Annotated in this window: 32 protein-coding genes; all 32 read right to left on the bottom strand. The window is 64.9% G+C overall.

Annotated features, from left to right (window positions below; translation table 11 throughout):
- Window positions 1-3: 3 nt before the first annotated feature.
- On the bottom strand, window positions 4-1,380 hold the full coding sequence (gene secY / locus IT40_RS10305) for a preprotein translocase subunit SecY (RefSeq protein WP_072462396.1): 1,377 nt from the start codon (window positions 1,378-1,380) through the stop codon (window positions 4-6).
- Between the two features lie 103 nt (window positions 1,381-1,483).
- Window positions 1,484-1,969, bottom strand: coding sequence for a 50S ribosomal protein L15 (rplO, locus tag IT40_RS10300; RefSeq protein WP_036754184.1), 486 nt, complete (start codon window positions 1,967-1,969; stop codon window positions 1,484-1,486).
- A 221-nt stretch (window positions 1,970-2,190) separates the two neighbouring features.
- Window positions 2,191-2,931 carry a hypothetical protein gene (locus tag IT40_RS10295; RefSeq protein ID WP_052095853.1) on the bottom strand — a complete coding sequence of 247 codons (741 nt, stop codon included), beginning with the start codon at window positions 2,929-2,931 and terminating at the stop codon, window positions 2,191-2,193.
- Between the two features lie 141 nt (window positions 2,932-3,072).
- Window positions 3,073-3,261, bottom strand: a complete 189-nt coding sequence (rpmD, locus tag IT40_RS10290; RefSeq protein WP_036754182.1) for a 50S ribosomal protein L30 — start codon at window positions 3,259-3,261, stop codon at window positions 3,073-3,075.
- Window positions 3,262-3,273: 12 nt separating this feature from the next.
- Window positions 3,274-3,840 carry a 30S ribosomal protein S5 gene (gene rpsE, locus IT40_RS10285; protein ID WP_036754180.1) on the bottom strand — a complete coding sequence of 189 codons (567 nt, stop codon included), beginning with the start codon at window positions 3,838-3,840 and terminating at the stop codon, window positions 3,274-3,276.
- A 117-nt stretch (window positions 3,841-3,957) separates the two neighbouring features.
- Window positions 3,958-4,317 carry a 50S ribosomal protein L18 gene (gene rplR / locus IT40_RS10280; RefSeq protein WP_036754177.1) on the bottom strand — a complete coding sequence of 120 codons (360 nt, stop codon included), beginning with the start codon at window positions 4,315-4,317 and terminating at the stop codon, window positions 3,958-3,960.
- 12 nt (window positions 4,318-4,329) lie between these two features.
- Complete coding sequence (gene rplF / locus IT40_RS10275; RefSeq protein ID WP_036754174.1) at window positions 4,330-4,863, bottom strand: 50S ribosomal protein L6; 534 nt, start codon at window positions 4,861-4,863, stop codon at window positions 4,330-4,332.
- A gap of 11 nt (window positions 4,864-4,874) precedes the next feature.
- Complete coding sequence (gene rpsH / locus IT40_RS10270; protein WP_114535287.1) at window positions 4,875-5,273, bottom strand: 30S ribosomal protein S8; 399 nt, start codon at window positions 5,271-5,273, stop codon at window positions 4,875-4,877.
- 9 nt (window positions 5,274-5,282) lie between these two features.
- On the bottom strand, window positions 5,283-5,588 hold the full coding sequence (gene rpsN, locus IT40_RS10265; RefSeq protein ID WP_024844062.1) for a 30S ribosomal protein S14: 306 nt from the start codon (window positions 5,586-5,588) through the stop codon (window positions 5,283-5,285).
- An 18-nt stretch (window positions 5,589-5,606) separates the two neighbouring features.
- Window positions 5,607-6,167, bottom strand: a complete 561-nt coding sequence (gene rplE / locus IT40_RS10260) for a 50S ribosomal protein L5 (RefSeq protein WP_036754171.1) — start codon at window positions 6,165-6,167, stop codon at window positions 5,607-5,609.
- Window positions 6,167-6,472, bottom strand: coding sequence for a 50S ribosomal protein L24 (gene rplX / locus IT40_RS10255; RefSeq protein WP_036754169.1), 306 nt, complete (start codon window positions 6,470-6,472; stop codon window positions 6,167-6,169). Before rplX ends, rplE begins: the two co-directional genes overlap by 1 nt.
- On the bottom strand, window positions 6,472-6,840 hold the full coding sequence (rplN, locus tag IT40_RS10250) for a 50S ribosomal protein L14 (protein ID WP_010400243.1): 369 nt from the start codon (window positions 6,838-6,840) through the stop codon (window positions 6,472-6,474). The genes rplX and rplN overlap by 1 nt, the downstream gene beginning before the upstream one ends.
- A 76-nt stretch (window positions 6,841-6,916) precedes the next feature.
- A complete protein-coding gene (rpsQ, locus tag IT40_RS10245) occupies window positions 6,917-7,165 on the bottom strand; it encodes a 30S ribosomal protein S17 (protein WP_036754166.1) in 249 nt (82 codons plus the stop codon).
- Window positions 7,166-7,177: 12 nt separating this feature from the next.
- Window positions 7,178-7,384: a 50S ribosomal protein L29 gene (rpmC, locus tag IT40_RS10240; protein WP_036754163.1), complete on the bottom strand. Its 207-nt coding sequence runs from the start codon at window positions 7,382-7,384 to the stop codon at window positions 7,178-7,180.
- Between the two features lie 192 nt (window positions 7,385-7,576).
- A complete protein-coding gene (gene rplP / locus IT40_RS10235; protein WP_036754161.1) occupies window positions 7,577-7,990 on the bottom strand; it encodes a 50S ribosomal protein L16 in 414 nt (137 codons plus the stop codon).
- 12 nt (window positions 7,991-8,002) lie between these two features.
- Window positions 8,003-8,725: a 30S ribosomal protein S3 gene (gene rpsC, locus IT40_RS10230; protein ID WP_036754157.1), complete on the bottom strand. Its 723-nt coding sequence runs from the start codon at window positions 8,723-8,725 to the stop codon at window positions 8,003-8,005.
- Complete coding sequence (gene rplV, locus IT40_RS10225; RefSeq protein WP_024844055.1) at window positions 8,725-9,120, bottom strand: 50S ribosomal protein L22; 396 nt, start codon at window positions 9,118-9,120, stop codon at window positions 8,725-8,727. The genes rpsC and rplV overlap by 1 nt, the downstream gene beginning before the upstream one ends.
- Before the next feature lie 5 nt (window positions 9,121-9,125).
- Complete coding sequence (gene rpsS / locus IT40_RS10220) at window positions 9,126-9,404, bottom strand: 30S ribosomal protein S19 (protein WP_010400236.1); 279 nt, start codon at window positions 9,402-9,404, stop codon at window positions 9,126-9,128.
- 3 nt (window positions 9,405-9,407) lie between these two features.
- Window positions 9,408-10,244 carry a 50S ribosomal protein L2 gene (rplB, locus tag IT40_RS10215; protein WP_036754154.1) on the bottom strand — a complete coding sequence of 279 codons (837 nt, stop codon included), beginning with the start codon at window positions 10,242-10,244 and terminating at the stop codon, window positions 9,408-9,410.
- 95 nt (window positions 10,245-10,339) lie between these two features.
- Entirely contained in the window at window positions 10,340-10,636 is a 297-nt protein-coding gene (locus tag IT40_RS10210; protein ID WP_024844053.1) for a 50S ribosomal protein L23, read from the bottom strand.
- Entirely contained in the window at window positions 10,633-11,253 is a 621-nt protein-coding gene (rplD, locus tag IT40_RS10205; RefSeq protein ID WP_036754151.1) for a 50S ribosomal protein L4, read from the bottom strand. Before rplD ends, IT40_RS10210 begins: the two co-directional genes overlap by 4 nt.
- The gene (gene rplC / locus IT40_RS10200; RefSeq protein ID WP_036747352.1) at window positions 11,253-11,990 is read right to left on the bottom strand and encodes a 50S ribosomal protein L3; all 738 of its coding nucleotides are present in this window, start codon (window positions 11,988-11,990) and stop codon (window positions 11,253-11,255) included. Before rplC ends, rplD begins: the two co-directional genes overlap by 1 nt.
- Window positions 11,991-12,000: 10 nt before the next feature.
- Window positions 12,001-12,309 carry a 30S ribosomal protein S10 gene (rpsJ, locus tag IT40_RS10195; protein WP_010400227.1) on the bottom strand — a complete coding sequence of 103 codons (309 nt, stop codon included), beginning with the start codon at window positions 12,307-12,309 and terminating at the stop codon, window positions 12,001-12,003.
- A 1,046-nt stretch (window positions 12,310-13,355) separates the two neighbouring features.
- Entirely contained in the window at window positions 13,356-14,531 is a 1,176-nt protein-coding gene (gene tuf / locus IT40_RS10185; protein ID WP_036754146.1) for an elongation factor Tu, read from the bottom strand.
- A gap of 86 nt (window positions 14,532-14,617) precedes the next feature.
- Entirely contained in the window at window positions 14,618-16,741 is a 2,124-nt protein-coding gene (fusA, locus tag IT40_RS10180) for an elongation factor G (RefSeq protein WP_036754143.1), read from the bottom strand.
- A gap of 18 nt (window positions 16,742-16,759) precedes the next feature.
- Window positions 16,760-17,230, bottom strand: a complete 471-nt coding sequence (gene rpsG, locus IT40_RS10175; protein WP_036754140.1) for a 30S ribosomal protein S7 — start codon at window positions 17,228-17,230, stop codon at window positions 16,760-16,762.
- A gap of 12 nt (window positions 17,231-17,242) precedes the next feature.
- Window positions 17,243-17,614 (bottom strand): 30S ribosomal protein S12, encoded by a 372-nt coding sequence (gene rpsL / locus IT40_RS10170; protein WP_010399029.1) that lies wholly within the window; start codon window positions 17,612-17,614, stop codon window positions 17,243-17,245.
- A gap of 256 nt (window positions 17,615-17,870) precedes the next feature.
- Complete coding sequence (locus tag IT40_RS10165; RefSeq protein WP_036754136.1) at window positions 17,871-18,692, bottom strand: putative rhamnosyl transferase; 822 nt, start codon at window positions 18,690-18,692, stop codon at window positions 17,871-17,873.
- Window positions 18,692-19,633: a DMT family transporter gene (locus tag IT40_RS10160; RefSeq protein WP_036754133.1), complete on the bottom strand. Its 942-nt coding sequence runs from the start codon at window positions 19,631-19,633 to the stop codon at window positions 18,692-18,694. Before IT40_RS10160 ends, IT40_RS10165 begins: the two co-directional genes overlap by 1 nt.
- Window positions 19,634-19,794: 161 nt before the next feature.
- Complete coding sequence (locus tag IT40_RS10155; RefSeq protein WP_036754129.1) at window positions 19,795-20,070, bottom strand: zinc ribbon domain-containing protein; 276 nt, start codon at window positions 20,068-20,070, stop codon at window positions 19,795-19,797.
- A 233-nt stretch (window positions 20,071-20,303) separates the two neighbouring features.
- Window positions 20,304-24,512: a DNA-directed RNA polymerase subunit beta' gene (rpoC, locus tag IT40_RS10150; protein WP_036754126.1), complete on the bottom strand. Its 4,209-nt coding sequence runs from the start codon at window positions 24,510-24,512 to the stop codon at window positions 20,304-20,306.
- A complete protein-coding gene (locus IT40_RS28535) occupies window positions 24,509-24,820 on the bottom strand; it encodes a hypothetical protein (protein ID WP_139294139.1) in 312 nt (103 codons plus the stop codon). Before IT40_RS28535 ends, rpoC begins: the two co-directional genes overlap by 4 nt.
- Window position 24,821: the final 1 nt, after the last annotated feature.

Genomic DNA, 24,821 nt, shown 5'->3' with positions numbered 1-24,821 from the left:
CCCTTAACGGCGCGCCGGCGCCTTGCGCGGCTTGGCCGCCGCCCCGGCCTTGCCCCGCTTGCCGCGCAGTTGCGATTTCTCGATCAAACCTTCGTATTGATGGGCGAGCAAGTGGCTTTGCACCTGGTTGATCGTGTCCATGACGACGCTGACCACGATCAGCACCGAAGTCCCGCCGAAATAGAACGGGATCGCCAGCTGGTCGCGGATGATCTCGGGCAGAAGGCAGACGAAGGCCAGGTAGGCCGAGCCGATCACCAGCACCCGCGTCACCACATAGGTCAGGTAATCCTCGGTGCGCTTGCCGGGCCGGATGCCGGGGATGAAGCCGCCCTGGTTCTTCAGGTTCTCGGCCACGTCCTCGGTCTTGAAGCTGACGTTGAAGGTGTAGAAATAGGTGAAGAACACGATCATCGCCGCGAAGAACAGCAGGTAGAGCGGCTGGCCGGGGCCGAAATAGGCCAGGATCGTGGACATGATCGGCCCGGTCTGGTTGCCCGAGAAGGTCGAGATCGTCACCGGCAGCAGCAGAAGCGAGCTGGCGAAGATCGCCGGGATCACCCCCGCCGGGTTCACCTTGATCGGCAGGTGCGACGATTGGCCGTCATAGACCTTCATCCCGACCTGGCGGCGCGGATACTGGATGTGGATCTTGCGCAGCGCGCGCTCCATGAACACCACGAAGGCGATCACCGCGGCGACCATGAGGATCACGCCCAGAATCACCGGGGTCGAGACGGCGCCCGAACGGCCCTGGGCCAGGAACTGCGCCAGGCTGCCGGGGATCTCGGCCACGATGCCGACGAAGATGATCAGCGAGATGCCGTTGCCGATGCCGCGGGCGGTGATCTGCTCGCCCAGCCACATCAGGAACATGGTGCCGCCGACCAGGGTGATGACCACCGAGGCGCGGAAGAACATCCCCGGCTCATGCGCCAGGTTGCCGTGTTCCAGGCTGACGGCCAGGCCCCAGGCCTGGAACAGCGCCAGCGCCACCGTGCCGTAGCGGGTATACTGGTTGATCTTCTTGCGGCCCTGCTCGCCCTCTTTCTTCAGCTGCTCCAGCGCCGGCACCATCGAGGCCAGCAGCTGCACGATGATCGAGGCCGAGATATAGGGCATGATGCCGAGCGCGAAGACGCCCATCCGCCCCAGCGCGCCGCCGGTGAACATCGACAGGATGCCGCCGATGCCGGCCTGGGCCTGCTCCATGAAGTTGCGCAGCGCGGCGCCGTCGATGCCAGGCACCGGGATATAGGTGCCGAGACGATAGATGATGAGAAGTCCGAGCGTGAACCAGATCCTCTGGCGCAACTCGGTCGCCTTGCCGAGCGCGCCCCAGGAAAGGTTCGCGGCCATCTGTTCTGCGGCTGACGCCATGCTTGTGCCCCTTCGTGGCAGCGCCGCCGGATCGTTTCCCGATCCCGCGGCGCCTGGAAAACTTGACAGCTATCTATGGGGCGCGGGCGCGCCCTTCAACAACTTATTCGGCCGCGGCTGCTTCTTTGGCCGGGCGGGTGACGGTGATCTTGCCGCCGGCCTTCTCGATGGCCTCGACCGCGGCTTTCGACGCACCGGCCACGGTCAGGTTCAGCGCGGCCTTGATCTCGCCCTTGGCCAGCACGCGCACGCCGTCCAGCTTGCGGCGGATGACGCCGGCGGCGACCAGCGCGTCCTCGGACACGTCGGCTTTCGCATCCAGCTTGCCCGCTTCGACGAAGGCCTGCAGCTGGCCCAGGTTCACCACCGCGAATTCCAGGCGATTCGGCTTGCTGAAGCCGCGCTTGGGCAGGCGGCGATACAGCGGCATCTGGCCGCCTTCATAGCCGTTCAGCGCCACGCCCGAACGCGAGGTCTGGCCCTTGATACCACGGCCGGCGGTCTTGCCCTTGCCCGAGCCGGGGCCGCGCGCCACGCGCTTTTTCTTGCGGTTGGCGCCGGGATTGTCGTGCAGTTCATGCAGTTTCATGTCGCTTCTCCTTGGCCGGAAACGCCCCATGAAGCGAAAGGGGGCGAACGCGGCGTTTCTTGCTTGTTCGAGTCGTGATCCCAAGGGAACACCGGCGGCTTCTATCGGCTGTTCACGGCTGGGTCAAGTTGGCATGGCCGAAGCGCCCGCGCCCCGCCGCTCCGGCAAGCCCATCGCCCGCTCAGCGCCGCGCCCGGCCCGTCCCGCGGGCCTGGGCCGTCTCAGAACTCCACCCACAGCCCCAGCCTGACCGCGCGCTCGCCCGGTCCCGACAGCGGCTCGACCAGGCCCAGTTCCAGCTTGGCAGGCCCGAACAGGTCGCGCACCGCCGAGACCGCGAGCTTGGCGGAAAAGCCGGTGTCCTCGCGATCCTCCAGCCGCAGCTGATGGATCAGCATCAGCGCCTCGGTCATGTGCCACCCCACCGTCACCTCGGCCTTGGTCGTCGCCTCGGCCGTCAGATAGCTCAGCGCCCTGGCGTCCCGAGCGGCCAGCGCAGCCATTTCCTCTTCATCCCTGAGCGCGCCCGCCAGCTTGTGGCGCAGCTCGGCCGATACCCAGCCCCCGCCCCGAACGCGCCGCAGCAAGGGCAGGTCGTCAAAAACCCTGCCCCAACCCAGCGTGGCCTGAGCCACCGGCATCGGCTGGCCGCGACGTTCCACCGCACCCAGGCCCAACGAGGCGGCCCAGCGGTCCGGCCCCCTGCCCCGGTCCAGCGCGCGCTGCAGCCAGACCAGGCTGCTGGTCTCGCCGGCGCTGGAGCGGCCCAGTTCGACCCCGACCGTCAGCCGCGGCCGACGCCCCAGTTCAGCGTAAAGCCCGGCATAGCTGTGCCCGGCGGCGTCGCGTTCGCCCGACAGCGCCAGGAACACGCCATTCACCGCCCGCGGCCAGGGACTGGCCGAGGCCGCGCCGGCCAGCAACAGGACGGCAAGCGCAAGGCAGAGCAGCGGGCGCGGCACATCTGGCTCCTTTCCTGCGGGCGCGGTCCTGGCGGCAGCCTAGGGACAAGCCGTTAGCAAAGGGTTAACGGGCCAAGAAAAAACGCCCCGGAGCAGCTCCGGGGCGTTTTCGATGCAATGCCTGGGAAAGACGTGGCGGGATCAGCCGCGCTCTTCCACGATGGTCACCAGATGCGGGATCTTGGCGACCATGCCGCGCACGGCCGGGGTATCTTCCAGCTCGCGGGTGCGGTTCATCTTGTTCAGGCCCAGGCCCTTCAGCGTCTCGCGCTGGACGGCCGGGCGGCGGATCGGCGAGCCGATCTGCTTCACGACGATGGTTTTAGCCATATGCCTGTCTCCTTACGCTTCGACGGCGGCTTCGGCCGGCTTGTCGTTGGACGGCAGGATCTCGGCCACCTTCTTGCCGCGGCGCTGCGCGACGTTGCGGGGCGAGGCTTCCTTCTTGAGACCGTCGATGGTGGCGCGAATCATGTTGTAGGGGTTCTGCGACCCCAGCGACTTGGCCACGACGTCCTGGACGCCCAGCATTTCGAACACGGCGCGCATCGGGCCGCCGGCGATGATGCCGGTCCCCGGAACCGCGGTCCGCATCACCACCCGGCCGGCGCCATGACGGCCCTCGATGTCGTGATGCAGCGTGCGGCCATCGCGCAGCGGCACGCGAACCAGCGAGCGCTTGGCCTGCTCGGTCGCCTTGCGGATCGCCTCGGGCACTTCCTTGGCCTTGCCCTTGCCGAAGCCGACGCGGCCACGCTGGTCGCCGACGACCACCAGAGCAGCGAAGCCGAAGCGCTTGCCGCCCTTGACGGTTTTCGACACGCGGTTGATCGCGACCAGACGGTCGGCGAATTCCGGGGTTTCCTCGCGCTCTTCGCGGCGACCCCGACGGTTTTCACGTTCTGCCATAAGGCATTCCTCATACGCTGGCGCGCGTTCCGCGCCGTTGAAGCCAATCCTGGTGGGCCGCCGACGGATCGGACGGCCCCCGGATCATCGGGGTGGCGCTGCCGCCACCCGCATTCGTCAGAACTTCAGGCCGCCTTCGCGGGCCGCATCGGCAAGCGCCTTGATCTTGCCGTGGAACAGGAAGCCGCCGCGGTCGAAGATCACCTCTTCGACACCGGCCTTCTTCGCACGTTCCGCAATGGCGGCGCCGATCTTGGCCGCGGCCTCGACGTTGTTCTTGCCGACCACGCCCAGATCCTTCTCGAGCGACGAGGCGGCGGCCAGGGTGACCCCCTTCACGTCGTCGATCACCTGGACGCTGATGTTCTTGGAAGAACGGTGGACGGAAAGCCGCGGACGGCCGTCCGAGATCTTCCGCAGTTTGTTCCGCACGCGCAGGCGGCGCTTCAGGAACAGCTCTCTCTTGTTCAGTGCCATTTCTCGCGCCCCTTACTTCTTCTTGCCTTCCTTGCGGAAGACGACCTCGCCCTTGTAGCGGATGCCCTTGCCCTTGTAGGGCTCGGGGCGGCGCCACTCGCGGATGTTCGCGGCGACCTGGCCGACCAGCTGCTGGTCGATGCCTTCCACCACGATCTCGGTCTGCTTCGGCGAGGTGATCGTCACACCGTCCGGCGTTTCGAAGTTCACGTCATGCGAATAGCCCAGAGCCAGCTTCAGGGTCTTGCCCTGCATGGTGGCGCGATAACCCACGCCCTGGATCTCGAGCTCTTTCTTGAAGCCTTCCGACACGCCGACGGTCAGGTTCTCGACCATCGAGCGGGTCATGCCCCACTGCTGGCGGGCGCGCTTCGAGGTGCCGCGCGGCGTCACCTTGACCGAACCTTCTTCCACCGACAGGGTCACGTCGTCGGTCGCGGTGAACGTGCGGGCGCCTTTCGGCCCCTTCACCTCGATCGTCTGGCCCTTGATTTCGGCCGTCACGCCCTTGGGGAGGGCGACCGGTTTCTTACCAATCCGAGACATCTCTGCCCTCCTTAGAACACGGTGCAGAGGACTTCGCCGCCAACATTGGCGTTGCGAGCCGCTGCGTCCGACATGACGCCTTTCGGCGTCGAGACGATGGAAACGCCCAGGCCGTTGCGAACCATCGGGATTTCCTTGGCGCCGGCGTAAACGCGGCGACCGGGTTTCGACACGCGGGCCAGTTCGCGGATGACCGGAGTGCCTTCGTAGTACTTCAGGCTGATTTCCAGTTCCTTGTGACCGGCTTCGGTCGTGGTTTCTTCATAGCCGCGGATGTAGCCTTCGGCTTTCAGCACGTCCAGGACCCAGGCGCGCAGCTTGGAGGCCGGAGTGCGGACGGTCGATTTGCCGCGCATCTGCGCGTTGCGGATGCGGGTCAGCATATCGCCGAGAGGATCGTTCATCGACATATTGCCCCCTTACCAGCTGGATTTGACCATGCCGGGGATCTGGCCGAACGAGCCAAGCTCGCGCAGCATGATCCGCGACAGTTTCAGTTTACGGTAATACGCATGCGGACGGCCGGTCAGTTGGCACCGGTTGTGCAGACGCGTGGCCGAGGAGTTGCGCGGCAGTTCGGCCAGTTTCAGGCTGGCCTTGAAGCGCTCTTCCATCGGACGGGACTGATCGTGGACGATCTCGTTCAGCGCGGCGCGCTTGGCGGCGTATTTCTGAACCAGACGCTCGCGCTTCTTCTCGCGCTCGACCATGGATTTCTTTGCCATATCTTCTTCCCTCCGCGATCAGCCGTTGAAAGGCATGTTGAATGCCTTCAGCAGCGACTTCGCTTCCGCGTCGGTCCGCGCGGTGGTGCAGATGATGATGTCCATCCCCAGAACTTCGTCGACCTTGTCGAAGTTGATTTCCGGGAACACGATATGCTCCTTCAGGCCCATGGCGTAGTTGCCGCGGCCGTCGAAAGCCGTGCCCTTGACGCCGCGGAAGTCGCGGACGCGGGGCAGCGCGATGTTGACCAGGCGATCCAGGAATTCATACATCCGGTCGCCGCGCAGCGTGACCTTGCAGCCCAGCGGCATCTCTTCCCGGACGCGGAAGCCGGCGATCGACTTCTTGGCCTTGGTGATGACGGCTTTCTGGCCTGCGATCAGCGACAGTTCCTCGGCGCCCTGCTTGACCTTCTTGGTGTCCTTGACGGCCTCGCCGATGCCCATGTTCAGGACGATCTTGTCCAGGCGCGGGATCTGCATGTCGTTCTTGTAGCCGAACTCTTCCTTGAGCGCGGCGCGGATCTGGTCCTTGTAGAGCGACTTGAGGCGCGGGGTGTAATTGGCTTGGTCCAGCATCAGATCACGTCTCCCGTGGTCTTGGCGAAACGGACCTTCTTGCCGTCTTCCACGCGGAAGCCGACGCGGGTCGCTTTGCCGTTCTTGTCCAGCAGCGCCAGGTTCGACAGGTCGATCGGCATGGCCTTGGCCACGCGGCCGCCCTGGCTCGTCTGGGTCTGGCGCTGGTGACGGATCGCGATGTTGACGCCGTCAACGACCGCCTTGTTCTCTTTCGGGAACACCGCGGCGATCTCGCCCTGCTTGCCCTTGTCCTTGCCGGTCAGCACGACGACCTTGTCGCCCTTCTTGAGCTTCGCAGCCATCACAGCACCTCCGGCGCAAGCGAGATGATCTTCATGAAGTTCTTGGCCCGCAGCTCGCGCACGACCGGCCCGAAGATACGGGTGCCGACCGGTTCGCCCTGGTTGTTCAGGATGACGGCGGCGTTGCGGTCGAAGCGGATCGAGGTGCCGTCCTCGCGCTTCACTTCTTTCGCGGTGCGCACGACGACGGCCTTGCGGACGTCGCCCTTCTTCACGCGGCCGCGCGGAATGGCTTCCTTGACGGAGACGACGATGATGTCGCCCACCGACGCATAGCGACGGTGCGAACCACCCAGAACCTTGATGCACTGCACCCGGCGTGCGCCGGAGTTGTCAGCGACATCCAGATTGGTCTGCATCTGGATCATTTGGTTACTCCCGACCTTTGGGGACCGGCACGACCTTGATCATGGGCCGGCCCCAGGGTATCGATTAAACTGGGCCTCAGGCCGAAACCTCGGTGGCTTCGGTCAGCACGGTCCAGCGCTTGGTCTTCGAGATCGGCGCGCATTCGACGATGCGAACGATGTCACCCACCTTGAACTGGTTCTGCGCGTCATGCGCGCGGTATTTCTTGGACGAACGCACGGTCTTGTGCAGCAGCGGATGCTTGAAGCGACGCTCGACCAGAACGGTGACGGTCTGTTCGTTCTTGTCGCTGACGACCTTGCCTTGCAGGATGCGTTTGGGCATGGACCGGGCTCCTTAGTTCGACGCCGCGGCTTCAGCCGCTTTCTGGTTCAGAATGGTTTTCACACGGGCCACGTCGCGGCGGACGGAGCGCATGCGGGCGGTCGATTCGAGCTGGCCGGTGGCCTGCTGGAAGCGCAGGTTGAACGCTTCCTTCTTCAGCGCGAGCAGCTGTTCCTTCAGCTGGTCGGGCGTCTTGTCTTTCAGTTCCTGCGCTTTCATGCGCCTTTTCCTTTCAACATCACCGGCGAGCCCCTGCCATGCAGGGCCACCCTGATTCCGGTGGAGTTTCATGATGAAGGCCTGCCCATACAGGCTCGGCCGGATTTTGGCAACCCCGATTGTCCCGAGGAGGCCGGAAATGCAGCGCCCCGCCACTGTCGCGGCGGGGCGCAATCTGGAAGCGGTGGCGAATTACCAGTCTTCGCGCGCGACGATGCGGGTCAGCACCGGCAGCTTCTGCGCGCCCAGGCGCAGCGCCTCGCGGGCGATGACGTCGTTCACCCCGTCGATCTCGAACATGATCCGGCCGGGATGGACGCGGGCGGCCCAGTAATCCACCGAACCCTTGCCTTTACCCATCCGCACTTCGGTCGGCTTCGAGGAAACCGGCACATCCGGGAAGATGCGGATCCAGACCCGGCCCTGACGCTTCATGTGGCGGGTGATCGCGCGGCGGGCCGCCTCGATCTGGCGCGCGGTGACGCGCTCGGGCTCGATGGCCTTCAGCGCATAGGAGCCGAAGTTCAGGTTGAACCCGCCCTTGGCCTCACCGTGGATGCGGCCCTTGTGCTGTTTGCGGAACTTGGTCCGTTTCGGTTGCAGCATTGCTTCTTCTCCTTAGCGCGCGTCGCGGTCGCGATCACGGCGCGGGCCGCGGGGCGACGGACCGTCCTGCGCTTCGGTCGCGCGGCGGTCGCGGGCCTGCGGATCATGCTCCATGATCTCGCCCTTGAAGATCCAGACCTTCACCCCGATGATCCCGTAGGGGGTCGAGGCTTCCGACAGCGCATAGTCGATGTCGGCGCGCAGCGTGTGCAGCGGCACCCGGCCTTCGCGATACCATTCGGTCCGGGCGATCTCGGCGCCGCCCAGGCGGCCCGACACGTTCACCCGGATGCCCAGGGCGCCCATGCGCATGGCGTTCTGCACCGCGCGCTTCATGGCGCGGCGGAACGACACCCGGCGCTCGAGCTGCTGGGCGATCGACTCGGCCACCAGCTGGGCGTCCAGCTCGGGCTTGCGGACCTCGACGATGTTGAGGTGCAGTTCCGAGGCGGTGTAGTTCGCCAGCTTCTTGCGCAGGGTCTCGATGTCGGCGCCTTTCTTGCCGATGATGACACCCGGACGCGCGGCATAGATCGTCACGCGGCATTTCTTGTGCGGACGCTCGATCACCACGCGGCTGACGCCGGCCTGCTTAGCTTCCTTGTGGATGAAGTCGCGGATCTTCAGGTCTTCCAGCAGCAGATTGCCGTAATCCTTGTCATCCGCATACCAGCGGCTGTCCCAGGTGCGGTTGACCTGGAGACGCATCCCGATGGGGTTTACCTTCTGACCCATTACGCGCGCTCCCCGGCTTCGATGGCCTCGACCTGACGGACCTTGATGGTGATTTCCGAAAACGGCTTCATGATCTTGCCGTAACGACCACGGGCGCGCGGACGGCCACGCTTCATGACCAGGTTCTTGCCGACCCAGGCCTCGGCGACGATCAGGTTGTCGACGTCGAGGTTATGGTTGTTCTCGGCGTTGGCGATGGCCGATTGCAGGCATTTCTTGACATCGCCGGCGATGCGCTTGGACGAGAAGGTCAGGTCGGCCAGGGCCTTGTCCACCTTCTTGCCGCGGATCATCGCCGCAACCAGGTTCAGCTTCTGCGGCGAGGTGCGAAGCATCTTGGTCTTCGCAAACGCCTCGTTCTCCGCCACGCGGCGCGGATTTTGTTCCTTACCCATGACGCTTACTTCCTTTTCGCTTTCTTGTCGGCGGCGTGACCGTAATAGGTCCGCGTCGGCGAGTATTCACCGAACTTCTGGCCGATCATCTCTTCGGTCACCGAGACCGGGATGTGCTTCTGGCCGTTGTAGACGCCAAAGGTCAGGCCGACGAATTGCGGCAGAATGGTCGAACGACGCGACCAGATCTTGATGACGTCCGACTTGCCGGACTCGCGGGCTTTCTCGGCCTTGCGAAGCACATAAGCATCGACAAAGGGGCCCTTCCAAACAGAACGTGCCATGGATTAACGCCCCTTCTTCGCGTGACGCGACCGCAGGATATACTTGTCGGTCGATTTGTTCGTGCGGGTGCGGTTGCCCTTGGTGCCCTTGCCCCAGGGAGTAACCGGGTGACGACCGCCCGAAGTCCGGCCTTCACCACCACCATGCGGGTGGTCGATCGGGTTCATGGCCACGCCGCGCACGCTCGGGCGGATGCCCAGGTGCCGGTTGCGGCCGGCCTTGCCGAGGTTCTGGTTCGAATGGTCGGCATTCGACACGGCGCCGATGGTGGCCATGCATTCCTGGCGCACCAGGCGCAGCTCGCCCGAGGACAGGCGGATCTGGGCATAGCCGCCGTCGCGGCCGACGAACTGGGCATAGGTGCCAGCCGAGCGGGCGATCTGGCCGCCCTTGCCGGGCTTCAGCTCGACGTTGTGGACGATGGTGCCGATCGGCATGCCGCTGAAGGGCATGGCGTTGCCCGGCTTCACGTCCACCTTGGCGCCGGCCACCACCTTGTCGCCGACAGCCAGACGCTGGGGCGCGATGATATAGGCCTGCTCGCCGTCTTCATATTTGATCAGCGCGATGAAGGCGGTGCGGTTCGGGTCGTATTCGATCCGCTCGACGGTCGCCGGGACATCGAACTTGGTGCGCTTGAAATCGACGATGCGATAGAGACGCTTCGCCCCGCCGCCCTTGCGGCGCATCGTGATCCGTCCGGTGTTGTTCCGGCCGCCGTTCTTGGTCAGCCCCTCCGTGAGGGACTTGACCGGGCGCCCTTTCCAAAGCTCCGAACGGTCGATCAGAACCAGCCCACGCTGGCCAGGCGTCGTCGGCTTATACGACTTGAGTGCCATGCTTTCTGTCTTCCGTTGCTTTGGACCAAAGCTAGGTCCGTTTCAGTCAAATGGCGACGGCCCCGCTGCCGGGGCCGTCGATTCGCAGGCTTCTATCAGAGGCCGGTCGAGACGTCGATGCTGTTGCCAGCTTCCAGCGTCACATAGGCCTTCTTCACGTCCGAGCGGACACCGGGGCGGCCGCGGAAACGCTTGGTCTTGCCCTTGGTGATGGTCGTGTTCACGGCCTTCACCTTGACGTTGAACAGGGCTTCGACGGCTTGCTTGATCGCCGGCTTGGTCGATTCCTTGGCCACCTGGAAGACATAGGCGTTGGCATCGCCCACCAGGGTGGCCTTTTCGGTGATGACCGGCTTGACGATCACGTCGTAATGTTCGGGTTTCACGCTCATTTCAGGCGAGCCTCCAGAGCTTCGACACCGGCGCGCGTCAGCACGAGCGTGTCGCGACGCAGGATGTCATAGACGTTGGCACCCATCGAGGGCAGCACATCGACGCCTTCCAGGTTGCGGGCGGCGCGGGCGAAATTCTCGTTCACCTCGGCCCCGTCGATCACCAGGACGCGCTTCCAGCCGTTTTCCTTGACCGCCTTGGCGACGGCCGCGGTCTTGGCTTCCGCGATGTTCAGGCTCTCCACCACGACCAGCTCACCCGCCGCGGCCTTGGCCGACAGCGCGTGCTTCAGGCCAAGCGCGCGAACCTTCTTGGGCAGGTCGAAGGCGTGGCTGCGCGGGGTCGGGCCCTTGTAGACGCCGCCGTGACGGAAGATCGGCGCCTTGCGGGAACCGTGGCGGGCGCCGCCGGTGCCCTTCTGGCGATAGATCTTCTTGGTCGAGTAGCTGACATCCGACTTGCCCAGCACCGAATGGGTGCCCGCCTGCGCCTTCGCACGCTGCCAGCGCACGACGCGGTGCAGCAGGTCCGCACGCGGTTCAAGCCCGAAGATGTCATCGCTCAGGTCGATATCCCCGGCCTTGCCGGCATCGAGCGTGATAACGTCGAGTTTCATCAGTTGTCTCCTTCGGGCGCGGCGGCCTCGGCAGGGGCGGCAGCCTCGGCCTGGGCAGCTTTCGAACGGGTCGCGGCCGGGAAAACGGTGTTTTCGGCCAGCGGCTTCTTCACGGCGTCCTTGATCGTGACCCAGCCGCCCTTGGAACCCGGCACCGAGCCCTTGACCATGATCAGGCCACGTTCGGCATCGGTCTTGACGACCTGGAGGTTCTGGGTGGTGACGCGCACGGCACCCAGGTGGCCGGCCATCTTCTTGCCCTTGAACACCTTGCCCGGATCCTGGCACTGGCCGGTCGAGCCGTGCGAGCGGTGGCTGATCGACACGCCGTGCGAGGCGCGCAGGCCGCCGAAATTGTGCCGCTTCATCGCACCGGCAAAGCCCTTGCCGATCGAGGTGCCGGCGATGTCGACATACTGGCCCTCGAAGTAATGGTCGGCGACGATCTCCTCGCCCACCTCGACCAGGTTCTCGGGCGAGACGCGGAATTCCGCGATCTTGCGCTTGGGCGCGACATTCGCCTTGGCGAAATGGCCGCGCAGCGCGGCGGTCGTGCGCTTGGCTTTCGCCTCGCCCGCGCCGAGCTGCAGCGCCACGTAGCCGTCTTTCTCGGCGGTGCGCTGAGCGATGACCTGCACGTTGTCCACGTGCAGCACGGTGACGGGCACCTGACGCCCGTCCTCCAGGAACAGCCGGGTCATGCCCAGCTTCTTGGCGATAACACCAGTCCGCAGCATGATGGCCTCCTTAAACCTTGATCTCGACATCCACGCCGGCGGCGAGGTCGAGCTTCATCAGGGCGTCAACGGTCTGCGGGGTCGGGTCGACGATGTCCAGCAGGCGCTTGTGCGTGCGGATTTCCCACTGGTCGCGGGATTTCTTGTCGATGTGCGGACCGCGCAGAACGGTGAATTTCTCGATCTTGTTGGGCAGCGGAATCGGGCCGCGGACCTGCGCGCCGGTGCGCTTGGCGGTGTTGACGATTTCCTGCGTGCTGGCATCCAGGACGCGATAATCGAACGCCTTCAACCGGATGCGGATATTCTGGCTTTGCATTCTCATCCCTCTTGCGGGGAGTTCAAGTTGAGAGGCTGACGACACACCACGCACCGCCAGCGTCGAACCGTATAAACAAGAGCAGGCCGCCTTGCGTGGCGGCCCGGCCCTGACAAGCCGATTCTTGGAAAACCGGCGATGATTGCGGGGATTTATCCGGTTCACGACCTGCGGTCAAGCTATCTTCACGCCGAACTCTGCCCTCATTGCGCGGGCTATCAAGGCGCTCTTGATCTGTCCCGGCACACGACGTGGCCATGCCGGAGAGCGCCCGCCGGTCGAAGCCATGTCGCGGGCGGGCGTCGCCATCCTGGATCCAGGAAAAGAAACACTGATGCGGCAAATGGCGCTTTACGCCGGCGCTCGGCTCCTGATCTTCGCCGAGGGATCGGCGATGCATGGGCGCCAGCTGTTGGGACGCGTCGACCAGAAGATCCTTGTCCTTCGGCGGCGCCCACAATCCCGGATGGCTTGGGCACAGTTGGAGCCGAAGTGCCGTAAGCTGGAATACGCGCCGATCATCAAGGCCTTTGCCATGCCCCTCCTCCTCAGGGCGTCCCCGTCCATCCCTACGGTATTGCCTTTTATAACAAGGATCCGCTGCTTAATACGCTGCGACGCAACGGCATCGACATTACGCCATATTGGGACGAAGAAGCCTATCGGCAGGCCATGAAGGTGGATGCTCATGCATGGTATCGGGGCGTCATGAGGCGGAGAATCATTCACCGCAAGAAAACCCTAGCGCATATCAGGACAGCATTCGATACGGCGGGCATCCCTGTTCCCTCCTGACGCTTTGCGGCACCTTCGGCAGGGCCCCTCCAAGCGCCCGGCGCGGCGTGCGTTGCTTCTTTCGTGCCCCAATATCCCGGGGTCCGGGGCAGAGCCCCGGCAGCCGCGCCCGGCAAGCACCCCCGCGGCCACCACCCCCGCGGCAAGGAAAAAGGCCGCCCCCTGCGGAGCGGCCCCTCATCGCGATATCCCTCGCGGGATCACCCGATGCTCCCGGAAGGGCCGCGGCTGGAAGCCGCCGCCCCAAAGGATCACTTCAGGATCTTCGACACCACGCCGGCGCCGACCGTGCGGCCGCCCTCGCGGATGGCGAAGCGCAGCTTCTCCTCCATCGCGATCGGCGCGATCAGCTCGACCGTGAACTTCAGGTTGTCGCCCGGCATCACCATCTCGGTGCCCTCGGGAAGCTTCACCGTCCCGGTCACGTCCGTCGTGCGGAAGTAGAACTGCGGACGGTAGTTCGCGAAGAACGGCGTGTGACGGCCACCCTCTTCCTTGGTCAGGATATAGGCCTCGGCCTCGAACTCGGTATGCGGCGTCACCGAGCCGGGCTTGGCCAGAACCTGGCCGCGCTCCACCCCGTCGCGCTCCACGCCGCGCAGAAGCGCGCCGATGTTGTCGCCGGCTTCCCCGCGGTCCAGCAGCTTGCGGAACATCTCGACACCGGTGCAGGTCGTCTTCTTGGTCGGGCGGATGCCGACGATCTCAAGCTCGTCGCCCACGTTAACCGCGCCGCGCTCGACACGGCCCGTCACCACCGTGCCCCGGCCCGAGATCGAGAACACGTCCTCGATCGGCATCAGGAACGGCAGGTCCACCGCGCGCTCGGGCGTCGGGATGTATTCGTCCACGGCGGCGATCAGCGCGCGGATCGAATCCTCGCCGATCTCCTTGTCGCGGCCTTCCAGCGCCGCCAGCGCCGAGCCCTTGATGATCGGGATGTCGTCGCCGGGATAGTCGTAGGACGACAGCAGCTCGCGCACCTCCATCTCGACCAGTTCCAGCAGTTCCGCGTCATCGACCTGGTCCACCTTGTTCAGGTACACCACCATGTAGGGGATGCCCACCTGGCGGCCCAGCAGGATGTGCTCGCGCGTCTGCGGCATCGGGCCGTCGGCCGCGTTCACCACCAGGATCGCGCCGTCCATCTGCGCCGCGCCCGTGATCATGTTCTTCACGTAGTCCGCGTGGCCGGGGCAGTCCACATGCGCGTAGTGCCGGTTGGCCGATTCGTATTCCACATGCGCGGTCGAGATCGTGATCCCCCGGGCACGCTCCTCAGGAGCCCCGTCGATCTGGTCGTAGGCCTTGAATTCACCGAAATACTTCGTGATCGCAGCCGTCAGCGTCGTCTTGCCGTGGTCAACGTGACCAATCGTCCCGATGTTGACGTGCGGTTTCGTCCGTTCAAACTTTGCCTTTGCCATGGGCATGGCTCCTTATGTTGACGGTGCGTGCAGCCACGCACCCTACGGGGTTGGTAGGGTGCGCGGTTTCCCACGCACCGCCTGGATTACGCGTATTTCTTCTGGATCTCGTCCGAGATGTTCTGCGGCACGGCCTCGTAATGGTCGAACTGCATCGTGAACACCGCGCGGCCCGAGGACATCGAACGCAGGTTGTTGATATAGCCGAACATATTGGCCAGCGGCACCATCGCGTCGATGACATTGGCATTGCCGCGGGTGTCCTGACCGCGGACCATGCCGCGACGGCTGGTCAGGTCGCCGATGATCGAGCCGGTATATTCCTCCGGCGTGACCACTTCGACGCGCATGATCGGCTCGAGCAGCTTGGCGCCCGCCTTCTTCAGCCCCTCGCGCATGGCGGCGCGGGCGGCGATCTCGAAGGCCAGGACCGAGGAGTCGACGTCATGGAAGGCACCGTCGATCAGCGCCACCTTGAAGTCGATCACCGGGAAGCCGGCCAGCGGACCCGAATCCATCACCGACTTGATGCCCTTCTCGACGCCCGGAATGTATTCCTTGGGCACGGCACCGCCGACGATCTTCGACTCGAACGAATAGCCCTCGCCCGGCTCGGTAGGCGTGATGACCAGCTTGACGCGCGCGAACTGGCCGGTGCCGCCCGTCTGTTTCTTGTGCGTGTAGTCGATCTCGGCTTCGCGCGAGATGGTCTCGCGATAGGCCACCTGCGGGGCGCCGATATTCGCCTCGACCTTGAACTCGCGCTTCATGCGGTCCACCAGGATGTCGAGGTGAAGTTCGCCCATGCCCTTCATGATGGTCTGACCCGATTCCAGGTCGGTCTCGACGCGGAAGGACGGGTCTTCGGCGGCCAGGCGCTGCAGGGCAAGGCCCATCTTTTCCTGGTCGGCCTTGGACTTCGGCTCGACGGCGATCTCGATCACCGGCTCGGGGAAGGTCATGGTTTCCAGGACCACCGGTTTCGCCGGGTCGCACAGCGTGTCGCCCGTGGTGGTTTCCTTCAGGCCCGCCAGGGCGATGATGTCGCCGGCGAAGGCTTCGTCGATCTCTTCGCGGTTGATGGCGTGCATCACCATCATCCGGCCGACGCGCTCGCGCTTGCCCTTGGTCGAGTTCAGCATCTGGTCACCCTTCTTCAGGGCGCCGGAATAGATCCGCGTGAAGGTCAGCGAGCCGACGAAGGGGTCGTTCATGATCTTGAACGCCAGCGCCGAGAACGGGTCCGAATCCGTGGCGTGACGGGCGATGTTGCGCTCTTCCGTCTCGTCGCCGGGGGCGAAGCCCATGTAGGCGGGAACGTCGGTCGGCGCCGGCAGGAAGTCCACCACCGCGTTCAGAAGCGGCTGCACGCCCTTGTTCTTGAAGGCCGAGCCGGCCATGACCGGGAAGAAGGACAGCGACAGCGTGCCCTTGCGGATCAGCTTGCGCAGCGTCGCCTCGTCGGGCTCGTTGCCTTCCAGGTAGGCTTCCATCGCCTCGTCGTCCTGTTCGACGGCGAGTTCGATCATCTTGCCGCGCCATTCCTCGGCGACGTCCTGCAGATCCTCGCGGATCGGCTGGCGAATCCAGGAGGCGCCCAGATCCTCGCCCCTCCAGACCCATTCTTCCATCTTGATCAGGTCGACGATGCCTTCCAGCTTGTCCTCGGCGCCGATCGGCAGGGCGATCGGGCAGGGGGTGCCGCCGGTGCGGTCCTTGATCATGGCGACGCATTTGAAGAAATCGGCGCCGATCTTGTCCATCTTGTTGACGAAGACGATCCGCGGAACCTTGTAGCGGTCGGCCTGGCGCCACACCGTCTCGGTCTGCGGCTCGACGCCGGCGTTGCCGTCCAGCAGGCAGATCGCGCCGTCGAGCACGGCCAGCGAACGCTCGACCTCGATGGTGAAGTCGACGTGGCCGGGGGTGTCGATGATGTTGAAGCGGCAACGCTCCTTGTCATCGGGGGTGAAGTCCGCATCCTCGTGGCGCTGCCAGAAGGTGGTGGTCGCCGCCGAGGTGATGGTGATGCCGCGCTCGGCTTCCTGCTCCATCCAGTCCATGGTGGACGCACCTTCGTGCGTCTCGCCCATCTTGTGGTTCTTGCCGGTATAGAACAGGATGCGCTCGGTCGTCGTGGTCTTGCCCGCGTCGATGTGGGCCATGATCCCGAAGTTCCGGTAGCGCTCCAGCGGATATTCGCGTGCCATAAAGGGCCTTCCTTCCGGTTACCAGCGGTAGTGGCTGAACGCCTTGTTGGCGTCGGCCATCTTGTGCGTGTCCTCACGCTTCTTGACGGCGGTGCCGCGGCCGTTCACCGCGTCGGCCAGCTCGCCCGCGAGGCGCTCTTCCATGGTGTGTTCGTTGCGCTTTTTCGAAGCGTCGATCAGCCAGCGGATCGCCAGGGCCTCGCGGCGCGAGGGGCGAACCTCGACCGGAACCTGGTAGGTGGCGCCGCCGACCCGGCGCGAACGCACCTCGACCGAGGGCTTCACGTTGTCGAGCGCCTCGTGGAAGACCTCGATGGGCTCGCGCTTGAGCTTGCCCTGGACGCGGTCGAGGGCGCTGTAGACGATACGTTCGGCAACCGATTTCTTGCCGTCGATCATCAGGTTGTTCATGAATTTGGTCAGCACGCGATCGCCATACTTGGCGTCGGGCAGGACTTCGCGCTTCTCAGCGGCGTGACGACGAGACATATGCGGATCTCCTTACTTCGGACGCTTGGCGCCGTATTTCGAACGACGCTGGCGACGGTCTTTGACGCCCTGGGTATCCAGCACACCGCGCAGGATGTGATAGCGGACACCCGGAAGGTCTTTCACCCGGCCGCCGCGGATCAGCACGACGCTGTGTTCCTGCAGGTTGTGCTTTTCGCCCGGAATGTAGGAGATGACTTCGAAACCATTGGTCAGGCGGACCTTGGCCACCTTACGCATGGCCGAGTTCGGCTTTTTCGGCGTCGTGGTATAGACGCGCGTGCATACGCCCCGCTTCTGCGGGCAGGATTGCAGGTGCTGCGACTTCGAGCGCTGCACCTTGGGCTGCCGCGGTTTGCGGATCAGCTGTTGGATCGTCGGCATTCGGTTCCCCGTCTTGCTTTCGTCAATACTCGCAGCCATCGGCTGCGCCACTTCTCGACGGCGAATCACGCCCATCGTGAAACGCCACAACCCATCCTGTCCCCGAAACCGGGGAGGACGGGCTGAATTACCAGAGGATCGGGGCATTCGGCCCGGATCATGACCACAGAGGTTCTGGGCCCCGATCAGATTCCTGACGGGTGAAGGCGCGTATATGGGCAAACCGGGGGTGAGTCAACAACCCCGCCGCCGCTCTTCACCCCGGCCACAGGCGCCGCGCGCCCTCGTCCAGTTCGGGCAGGTCGATGCGGAAACGGTCGGCCAGCAAGGCGGGCATCGCGGCCCCCTGCCCCTCGACCGGATAGCCCGCGCCGACCGCGCCGGAATCGTTGTCGCGGTGCAGCATCCGCGCATACATCACCTTGCCGGGCAAGGTCACGCCGGGCATGGACATCGCCACCTTCCAATGCGGGAAATGCAGCGCGCAGCGCCCGGCATCGGGTGGCAGGTAGATGGTCAGCGCCGCGCTGGCATTGTGGATCATCCGCAGTTCCGCGCCGATCCCCCCTGCCCCCGCGCGCAGGACCACGCCGCGGGAATAGTCGCAGGACAGCCGGCGCCTTTGCCGCCAAAGCGGCTGCATCGCCGCGAAATCGCGGCGGGCGTCGCGGATATAGTCCACCGCCACCGCATCGTCGTCGTCATGGCGGAAATGGCCGACGACATCGGCCCCCGGCTCGACATGGGGGGCGACGACGGCCATGCAGGCCTCCACATGCCGCTCCATCGGCGGGACCAGGGCCAGCCGCGCCTGCGGCATGATCCCGGCCAGTTCGCGCAGCCGCGACAGCCAGGGTTCGGGCAGGTCCGGCCCCGTCATCAGCACCAGGGTGAAATCCGGATCGGTCTGGGCCAGCCAGCCGGGCAGCGCGACATGCTCGAACCAGAACCAGCGCCGCGCCAGCCGCGCGGGATCATAGAGGAACGCCCGCCGCTCCTCCAGCGACTCGTGCGCGACCTGGAAGCCGCGCCCGCCGAGATAGGAAAACCGGCACAGGCCCAGCATCTGCACCCGCATCAACCCCTCCCCTGCAACCGCCGCTCGCGCAGGATGGTATAGATGCCCGCCCCCACCACCAGCGCCGAGCCGGCCCAGGTCCACAGGTCCGGCCATTCGCCGAAGATCGCCAGCCCCAGCACCACCGCCCAGACCAGCGAGGTATAGCGGAAGGGCGCGACGACCGAGATCTCGCCCACCCGCATGGTGGCGACGGCGGTGATATAGCCCACGGTCAGGAACCCCGCGGCCATCGCCAGCAGCGCGAACTCGGCCAGGGTGGGGATGCGCCAGCTTTCCGTCCAGCCCAGCACGAAGCCCGACAGCATCACCGCCAGCGCCGCGTAAAAGGCGATGGCCGAAGAGCCGACCCCGACCGAGAAGGTCCGCGTCACCAGGTCGCGCAGCACGATCAGCAGCATCGCCGCCAGCGCCACCGCCGACCACAGGTCGAAAGCCCCCGTGCCCGGCCGCAGGATCAGCAGCACGCCCAGAAAGCCGATGCCGACCGCCAGCAGCCGCCGCCAGCCTAGCCTTTCGTGAAAGAACAGCGCCGCCGCCAGCGTCACCGCCAGCGGCAGCGCCTGCATGATCGCCGAGATGTCGGCCAGCGCCATGCGCCGCAGCGCCAGCAGGTAGAACACCGTCGAGATCACGTCGGCCACCGTGCGCAGCGCCAGCGGCCAGACGTCGCCGCGCGGCACCCGCAGCCGGACGCCGCCCTGCGCCTGCGCGATCAGCACCATGGTCAGCAGCACCATGGCGCCGCGGATGGCGATGGATTCGTAGAGCGGCAGGCTTTGCGTCACCGCCTTCATCAGCGCGTCGTTGCAGATAAAGGCCGCCATGCTGAGCATCATCAGCGCCGAGCCGCGCAGGTTGTCGGCGGCACTGGCCGAAAAGACCTGCGGCTCGGCGGGCGGCCGACCCTTTCGACCCGATGAAAGAAGCGGCGTGCGCATGGCGATTCCCGGCGGTTTTCCAATGCTTAGGAAAGCCGCAGAAAGAAAGCCATAGCCTGTCAAGCGCGCCCGCAGCCGGTCGGCGGTTCCGCGGCCTTTTGGCCACGAACCGCCCTGGCGCCCCGGCCGCGAGCCGCTGTCCGGCCCATGGGAAACCGCGATCAGGCGTTGCGCCTGTACCACTGCTTCTTCCAGCCCGATCGGAATATCAGATAGCCGACCAGAACCAGAACGCCGCCGATGCCGCCATTCCTCAGCGCCCAGAAGAAGTTGGAGGTCAAGGCCAGCAAGGCGTCCAGCAGCATGGCCACGCCGAAAACCACCGCAAGCCCGCCGATGATGATCGGCCACAGGCTGCGTCGCAGGTTGGCCCCGCAGCCGGCGCAAACCGTAAAACCTTCCTTAACCTCCGAGCCGCAATGCCCACACAGCTGCATGGATGTTCCTCCTCGACAATCGTTACCCTGGCGTTACCCCGGCCGGCCGAAGCCCGGAAACGCAAGGGGCATCGGCAGGACGGCGGGCCGTTCACCGCAAGAAGGAGCCCAGGCAACCTTCGGCGGATAATGCCCGTGCCATGCAATCCCAGATTGCCGAAACGGAGGCAAGCCCGCGCCAGCAAAAAGGCCCGGCATCGCTGCCGGGCCTTTCCAGTTTCATCCGCGGGCGATCACTCGTCGCCGCCGACCTCGGCCGGGGTGTCTTCCGGCGCGATCAGCGCGGCGGCGGCTTCCGCCTCGGCGCGGCGCGCCTCGATCACCTCGTGGTCGCGATCGGTGGCGATGCGGCGCACGCGGGCCGTGGCCCCGCCGGTGCCGGCCGGGATCAGCCGGCCGACGATCACGTTCTCCTTGAGCCCGACCAGCTTGTCGCGCTTGCCCTGCACGGCGGCCTCGGTCAGCACGCGGGTCGTCTCCTGGAACGAGGCGGCCGAGATGAAGCTGCGGGTCTGCAGCGACGCCTTGGTGATGCCCAGCAGCACCGGCTCGCCGGTGGCCGGACGGCCGCCCTTGGCTTCGATCTTGGCGTTCTCTTCCTCGAACTCGTCGCGGTCGACATGCTCGCCCTTCAGCAGCGTGGTGTCGCCGCTGTCGAGGATCTCGATCTTCTGCAGCATCTGGCGGACGATCACCTCGATGTGCTTGTCGTTGATCTTCACGCCTTGCAGCCGGTAGACGTCCTGCACCTCGTCGATCAGGTAATCGGCCAGAGCCTCGATCCCCATGATGCGCAGGATGTCATGCGGCGCCGGGTTGCCGTCCATGATGTAGTCGCCCTTCTGCACGAAGTCGCCTTCCTGCACCGGGATGTGCTTGCCTTTCGGCACCATGTATTCGACCGGCTCCAGCGTGTCGTCGGCGGGCTGGATGGCGATGCGGCGCTTGTTCTTGTAGTCCTTGCCGAAGCGCACATAGCCGTCCAGTTCGGCGATGATCGCGTGATCCTTGGGACGACGAGCCTCGAACAGTTCCGCCACGCGGGGCAGACCCCCGGTGATGTCCTTGGTCTTGGCGCCCTCGCGCGGGATACGCGCCACCACGTCGCCGGCGCGGATCTCCTGGCCTTCCTCGACCGACAGGATCGCCTCGACCGACATCGGATAGGTGACCGGGTTGCCCTGTTCGTTGCGCACCGGCTCGCCATCCTGGTCGACGATGATGATCTCGGGCTTCAGCTCGTTGCCCTTGGGGGCCGAACGCCAGTCCGTCACGATCTTCTGCGTCATGCCCGTCGCGTCGTCGGTCTCGTCGCGGACCGAAATGCCGCTGATGAGGTCGACATATTTCGCGATACCCGCCTTCTCGGCGATGATCGGCAGGGTATAGGGGTCCCATTCGAACATCTTCTGGCCGCGCGCCACGGCATCGCCTTCGCGCACGAACAGTTTCGAGCCGTAGAACAGCTTGTGGCTGGCCAGCGTGTCGCCCGTCGCGCCCTTGATGTGCAGCTGCATGTTGCGGCTCATCACGATCAGCTCGCCATTGGCGTTTTCCAGCGTGCTTTCGTTCTCGAAAGCCACCGTGCCCTCTTGCGCCGCGGCGATGAAGGACTGCTGGCCGCCCTGGGCGATGCCGCCGATGTGGAAGGTCCGCATCGTCAGCTGCGTGCCCGGCTCGCCGATGGACTGGGCGGCGATGATGCCGACCGCCTCGCCGATGTTGACCAGCGTGCCGCGGGCCAGGTCGCGGCCATAGCACAGCGCGCAGACCCCGTCGTCCGATTCGCAGGTCAGGGCCGAGCGGATGCGCACGTTCTGCACGCCCGCCACCTCGATCTCGTCGGCCTTGCGCTCGTCGATCAGCTCGTTCTTGCGCACGATGACCACGTCCTCGCCCGGAACCAGCACGTCCTCGGCCGCGACGCGGCCCAGAACGCGCTCGGAAAGCGGGCTGACGACTTCGCCGTCGTTGACCGCGGCCGAGGCGGTGATCGCCCGCTCGGTGCCGCAATCATGCTCGCGGATGATGCAGTCCTGCGCCACGTCCACCAGGCGGCGGGTCAGGTAGCCCGAGTTCGCCGTCTTCAACGCGGTGTCCGACAGGCCCTTGCGCGCGCCGTGGGTCGAGTTGAAGTACTCAAGAACGGTCAGGCCTTCCTTGAAGTTCGAGATGATCGGCGTCTCGATGATCTCGCCGTTCGGCTTGGCCATCAGGCCGCGCATGCCGCCCAGCTGCTTCATCTGGCTGACCGAGCCCCGCGCGCCCGAATGCGCCATCATGTAGACCGAGTTCGGCTCCAGCTCGGCGCCGTTTTCGTCCTTCTTGGTGGCCGAGATGGTCTTCATCATGGCGTCGGTGACGCGGTCGTTGCATTTCGACCAGGCATCGACGACCTTGTTGTATTTCTCGCCCTGGGTGATCAGGCCGTCCAGGTATTGCTGCTCGAACTGCTTGACCTGGTCCTGCGTCTCCTCGACCAGATCCCATTTCGTCGGCGGCACGACCATGTCGTCCTTGCCGAAGGAAATGCCGGCGCGGAACGCCTCGCGGAAGCCCAGGCCCATGATCTGGTCGCAGAAGATCACCGATTCCTTCTGGCCGCAGTAGCGGTAGACGGTGTCGATGACGTTCTGGATGTCCTTCTTGCGCAGCAGGCGGTTGACCAGCTCGAAGGGCGCCTTGGCGTTCTTGGGCAGCAGCGCGCCCAGGCGGATGCGACCGGGCGTGGTCTCGAAGCGCTTGATGACCTCGTTGCCGTTCTCGTCGATCTGCGGCAGGCGGGCGGTGATGCGGGCATGCAGATGCACCGCGCCCGAGGCCAGCGCGTGTTCCACTTCCTCGAGGTTGGCAAAGACCATGCCTTCGCCCTTCATGCCCTCGCGCTCCATGGTCGTGTAGTAGAGACCAAGGACCATGTCCTGCGACGGCACGATGATCGGCGCGCCGTTGGCGGGCGACAGCACGTTGTTCGTGGACATCATCAGCACGCGCGCTTCCAGCTGCGCCTCAAGCGACAGCGGGACGTGGACGGCCATCTGGTCGCCGTCGAAGTCGGCGTTGAAGGCCGAGCAGACCAGCGGGTGCAGCTGGATCGCCTTGCCCTCGATCAGGATCGGCTCGAAGGCCTGGATGCCCAGGCGGTGCAGCGTCGGTGCGCGGTTCAGCAGCACCGGATGTTCGCGGATCACCTCGTCCAGGATGTCCCAGACCTCGGGACGCTCTTTCTCGACCAGCTTCTTGGCCTGCTTGACGGTGCTGGAAAGCCCCTTGGCCTCAAGCCGCGAATAGATGAACGGCTTGAACAGCTCCAGCGCCATCTTCTTCGGCAGGCCGCATTGGTGCAGCTTCAACTCCGGCCCGGTCACGATGACCGAACGGCCCGAGAAGTCGACCCGTTTCCCCAGAAGGTTCTGGCGGAACCGGCCCTGCTTGCCCTTCAGCATGTCCGACAGCGATTTCAGCGGGCGCTTGTTGTTGCCGGTGATGACGCGGCCGCGGCGGCCGTTGTCGAACAGCGCATCGACCGATTCCTGCAGCATCCGCTTTTCGTTGCGCACGATGATGTCGGGCGCACGCAGCTCGATCAGCCGCTTCAGGCGGTTGTTGCGGTTGATCACCCGGCGATACAGGTCGTTCAGGTCGGACGTGGCAAAGCGGCCGCCGTCCAGCGGCACCAGCGGACGCAGTTCCGGCGGGATGACCGGGATCACCGTCAGCACCATCCATTCGGGACGGTTGCCCGACTCGAGGAACGATTCAACGATCTTCAGCCGCTTGATGATCTTCTTCGGCTTCAGCTCGCCCGTCGCTTCCTTCAGCTCCTCGCGCAGCTGTTCGGCGGTGGCGGCCAGGTCGATGTTGGCCAGCATCTCGCGGATCGCCTCGGCGCCGATATTGGCGGTGAAGGCGTCGGCGCCATACTGGTCCTGCGCGTCGAGGAATTCCTCTTCGGTCAGCAGCTGGCCATAGCTCAGGTCGGTCAGGCCCGGCTCGATGACGACGTAGTTCTCGAAATAGAGGATGCGCTCAAGGTCGCGCAGCGTCATGTCCAGCATCAGGCCGATGCGCGAGGGCAGCGACTTCAGGAACCAGATATGCGCGACCGGGGCGGCCAGCTCGATATGGCCCATGCGCTCGCGCCGGACCTTTTGCAGCGTCACCTCGACGCCGCATTTCTCGCAGACCAGGCCGCGATACTTCATGCGCTTGTATTTGCCGCAGAGGCATTCGTAGTCCTTGATCGGGCCAAAGATGCGCGCGCAGAACAGACCGTCACGCTCGGGCTTGAACGTGCGGTAGTTGATGGTCTCGGGCTTCTTCACCTCGCCATAGGACCAGGCGAGGATTTCCTCGGGCGAGGCCAGCGAGATCTTGATTTCGTCGAACTGCCGCGGCGCAGCCAGCGGGTTCAGGGGATTGGTGGCAAGTTCCTGGTTCATTTCATGTCCTTTTCAGGCGCGGGGCAGGCGAAATCCATCATCCAAGCTCCATGAAGCCCATAGGCTCCGGTATGCGGAATGGTTTCGCGGGCGTTGTGGTGAGGCAGCCGACAATGTCTTGCGGCTGCCTGGAGCATCCTGTTCGCAGGCACGGCGTCGTTGTTCGAGTAATCGAATGTCGTTGCGACAAACTCATACCCTTTTTCTCGACGCGAGTTGCCATCTGCGATCCGTTCGATCTGCACCCCACAGCCCGCAAGGGCGATGAGGGAAGGCAGCATTCCGAAGCGACAGATGGCAATGCTCATG

It is taken from the genome of Paracoccus versutus (assembly GCF_000763885.1).
Taxonomy (GTDB): domain Bacteria; phylum Pseudomonadota; class Alphaproteobacteria; order Rhodobacterales; family Rhodobacteraceae; genus Paracoccus; species Paracoccus versutus.
The sequence above is the reverse complement of the archived record's forward strand: the minus strand, read 5'-3'. Positions and strand labels throughout refer to the sequence as shown.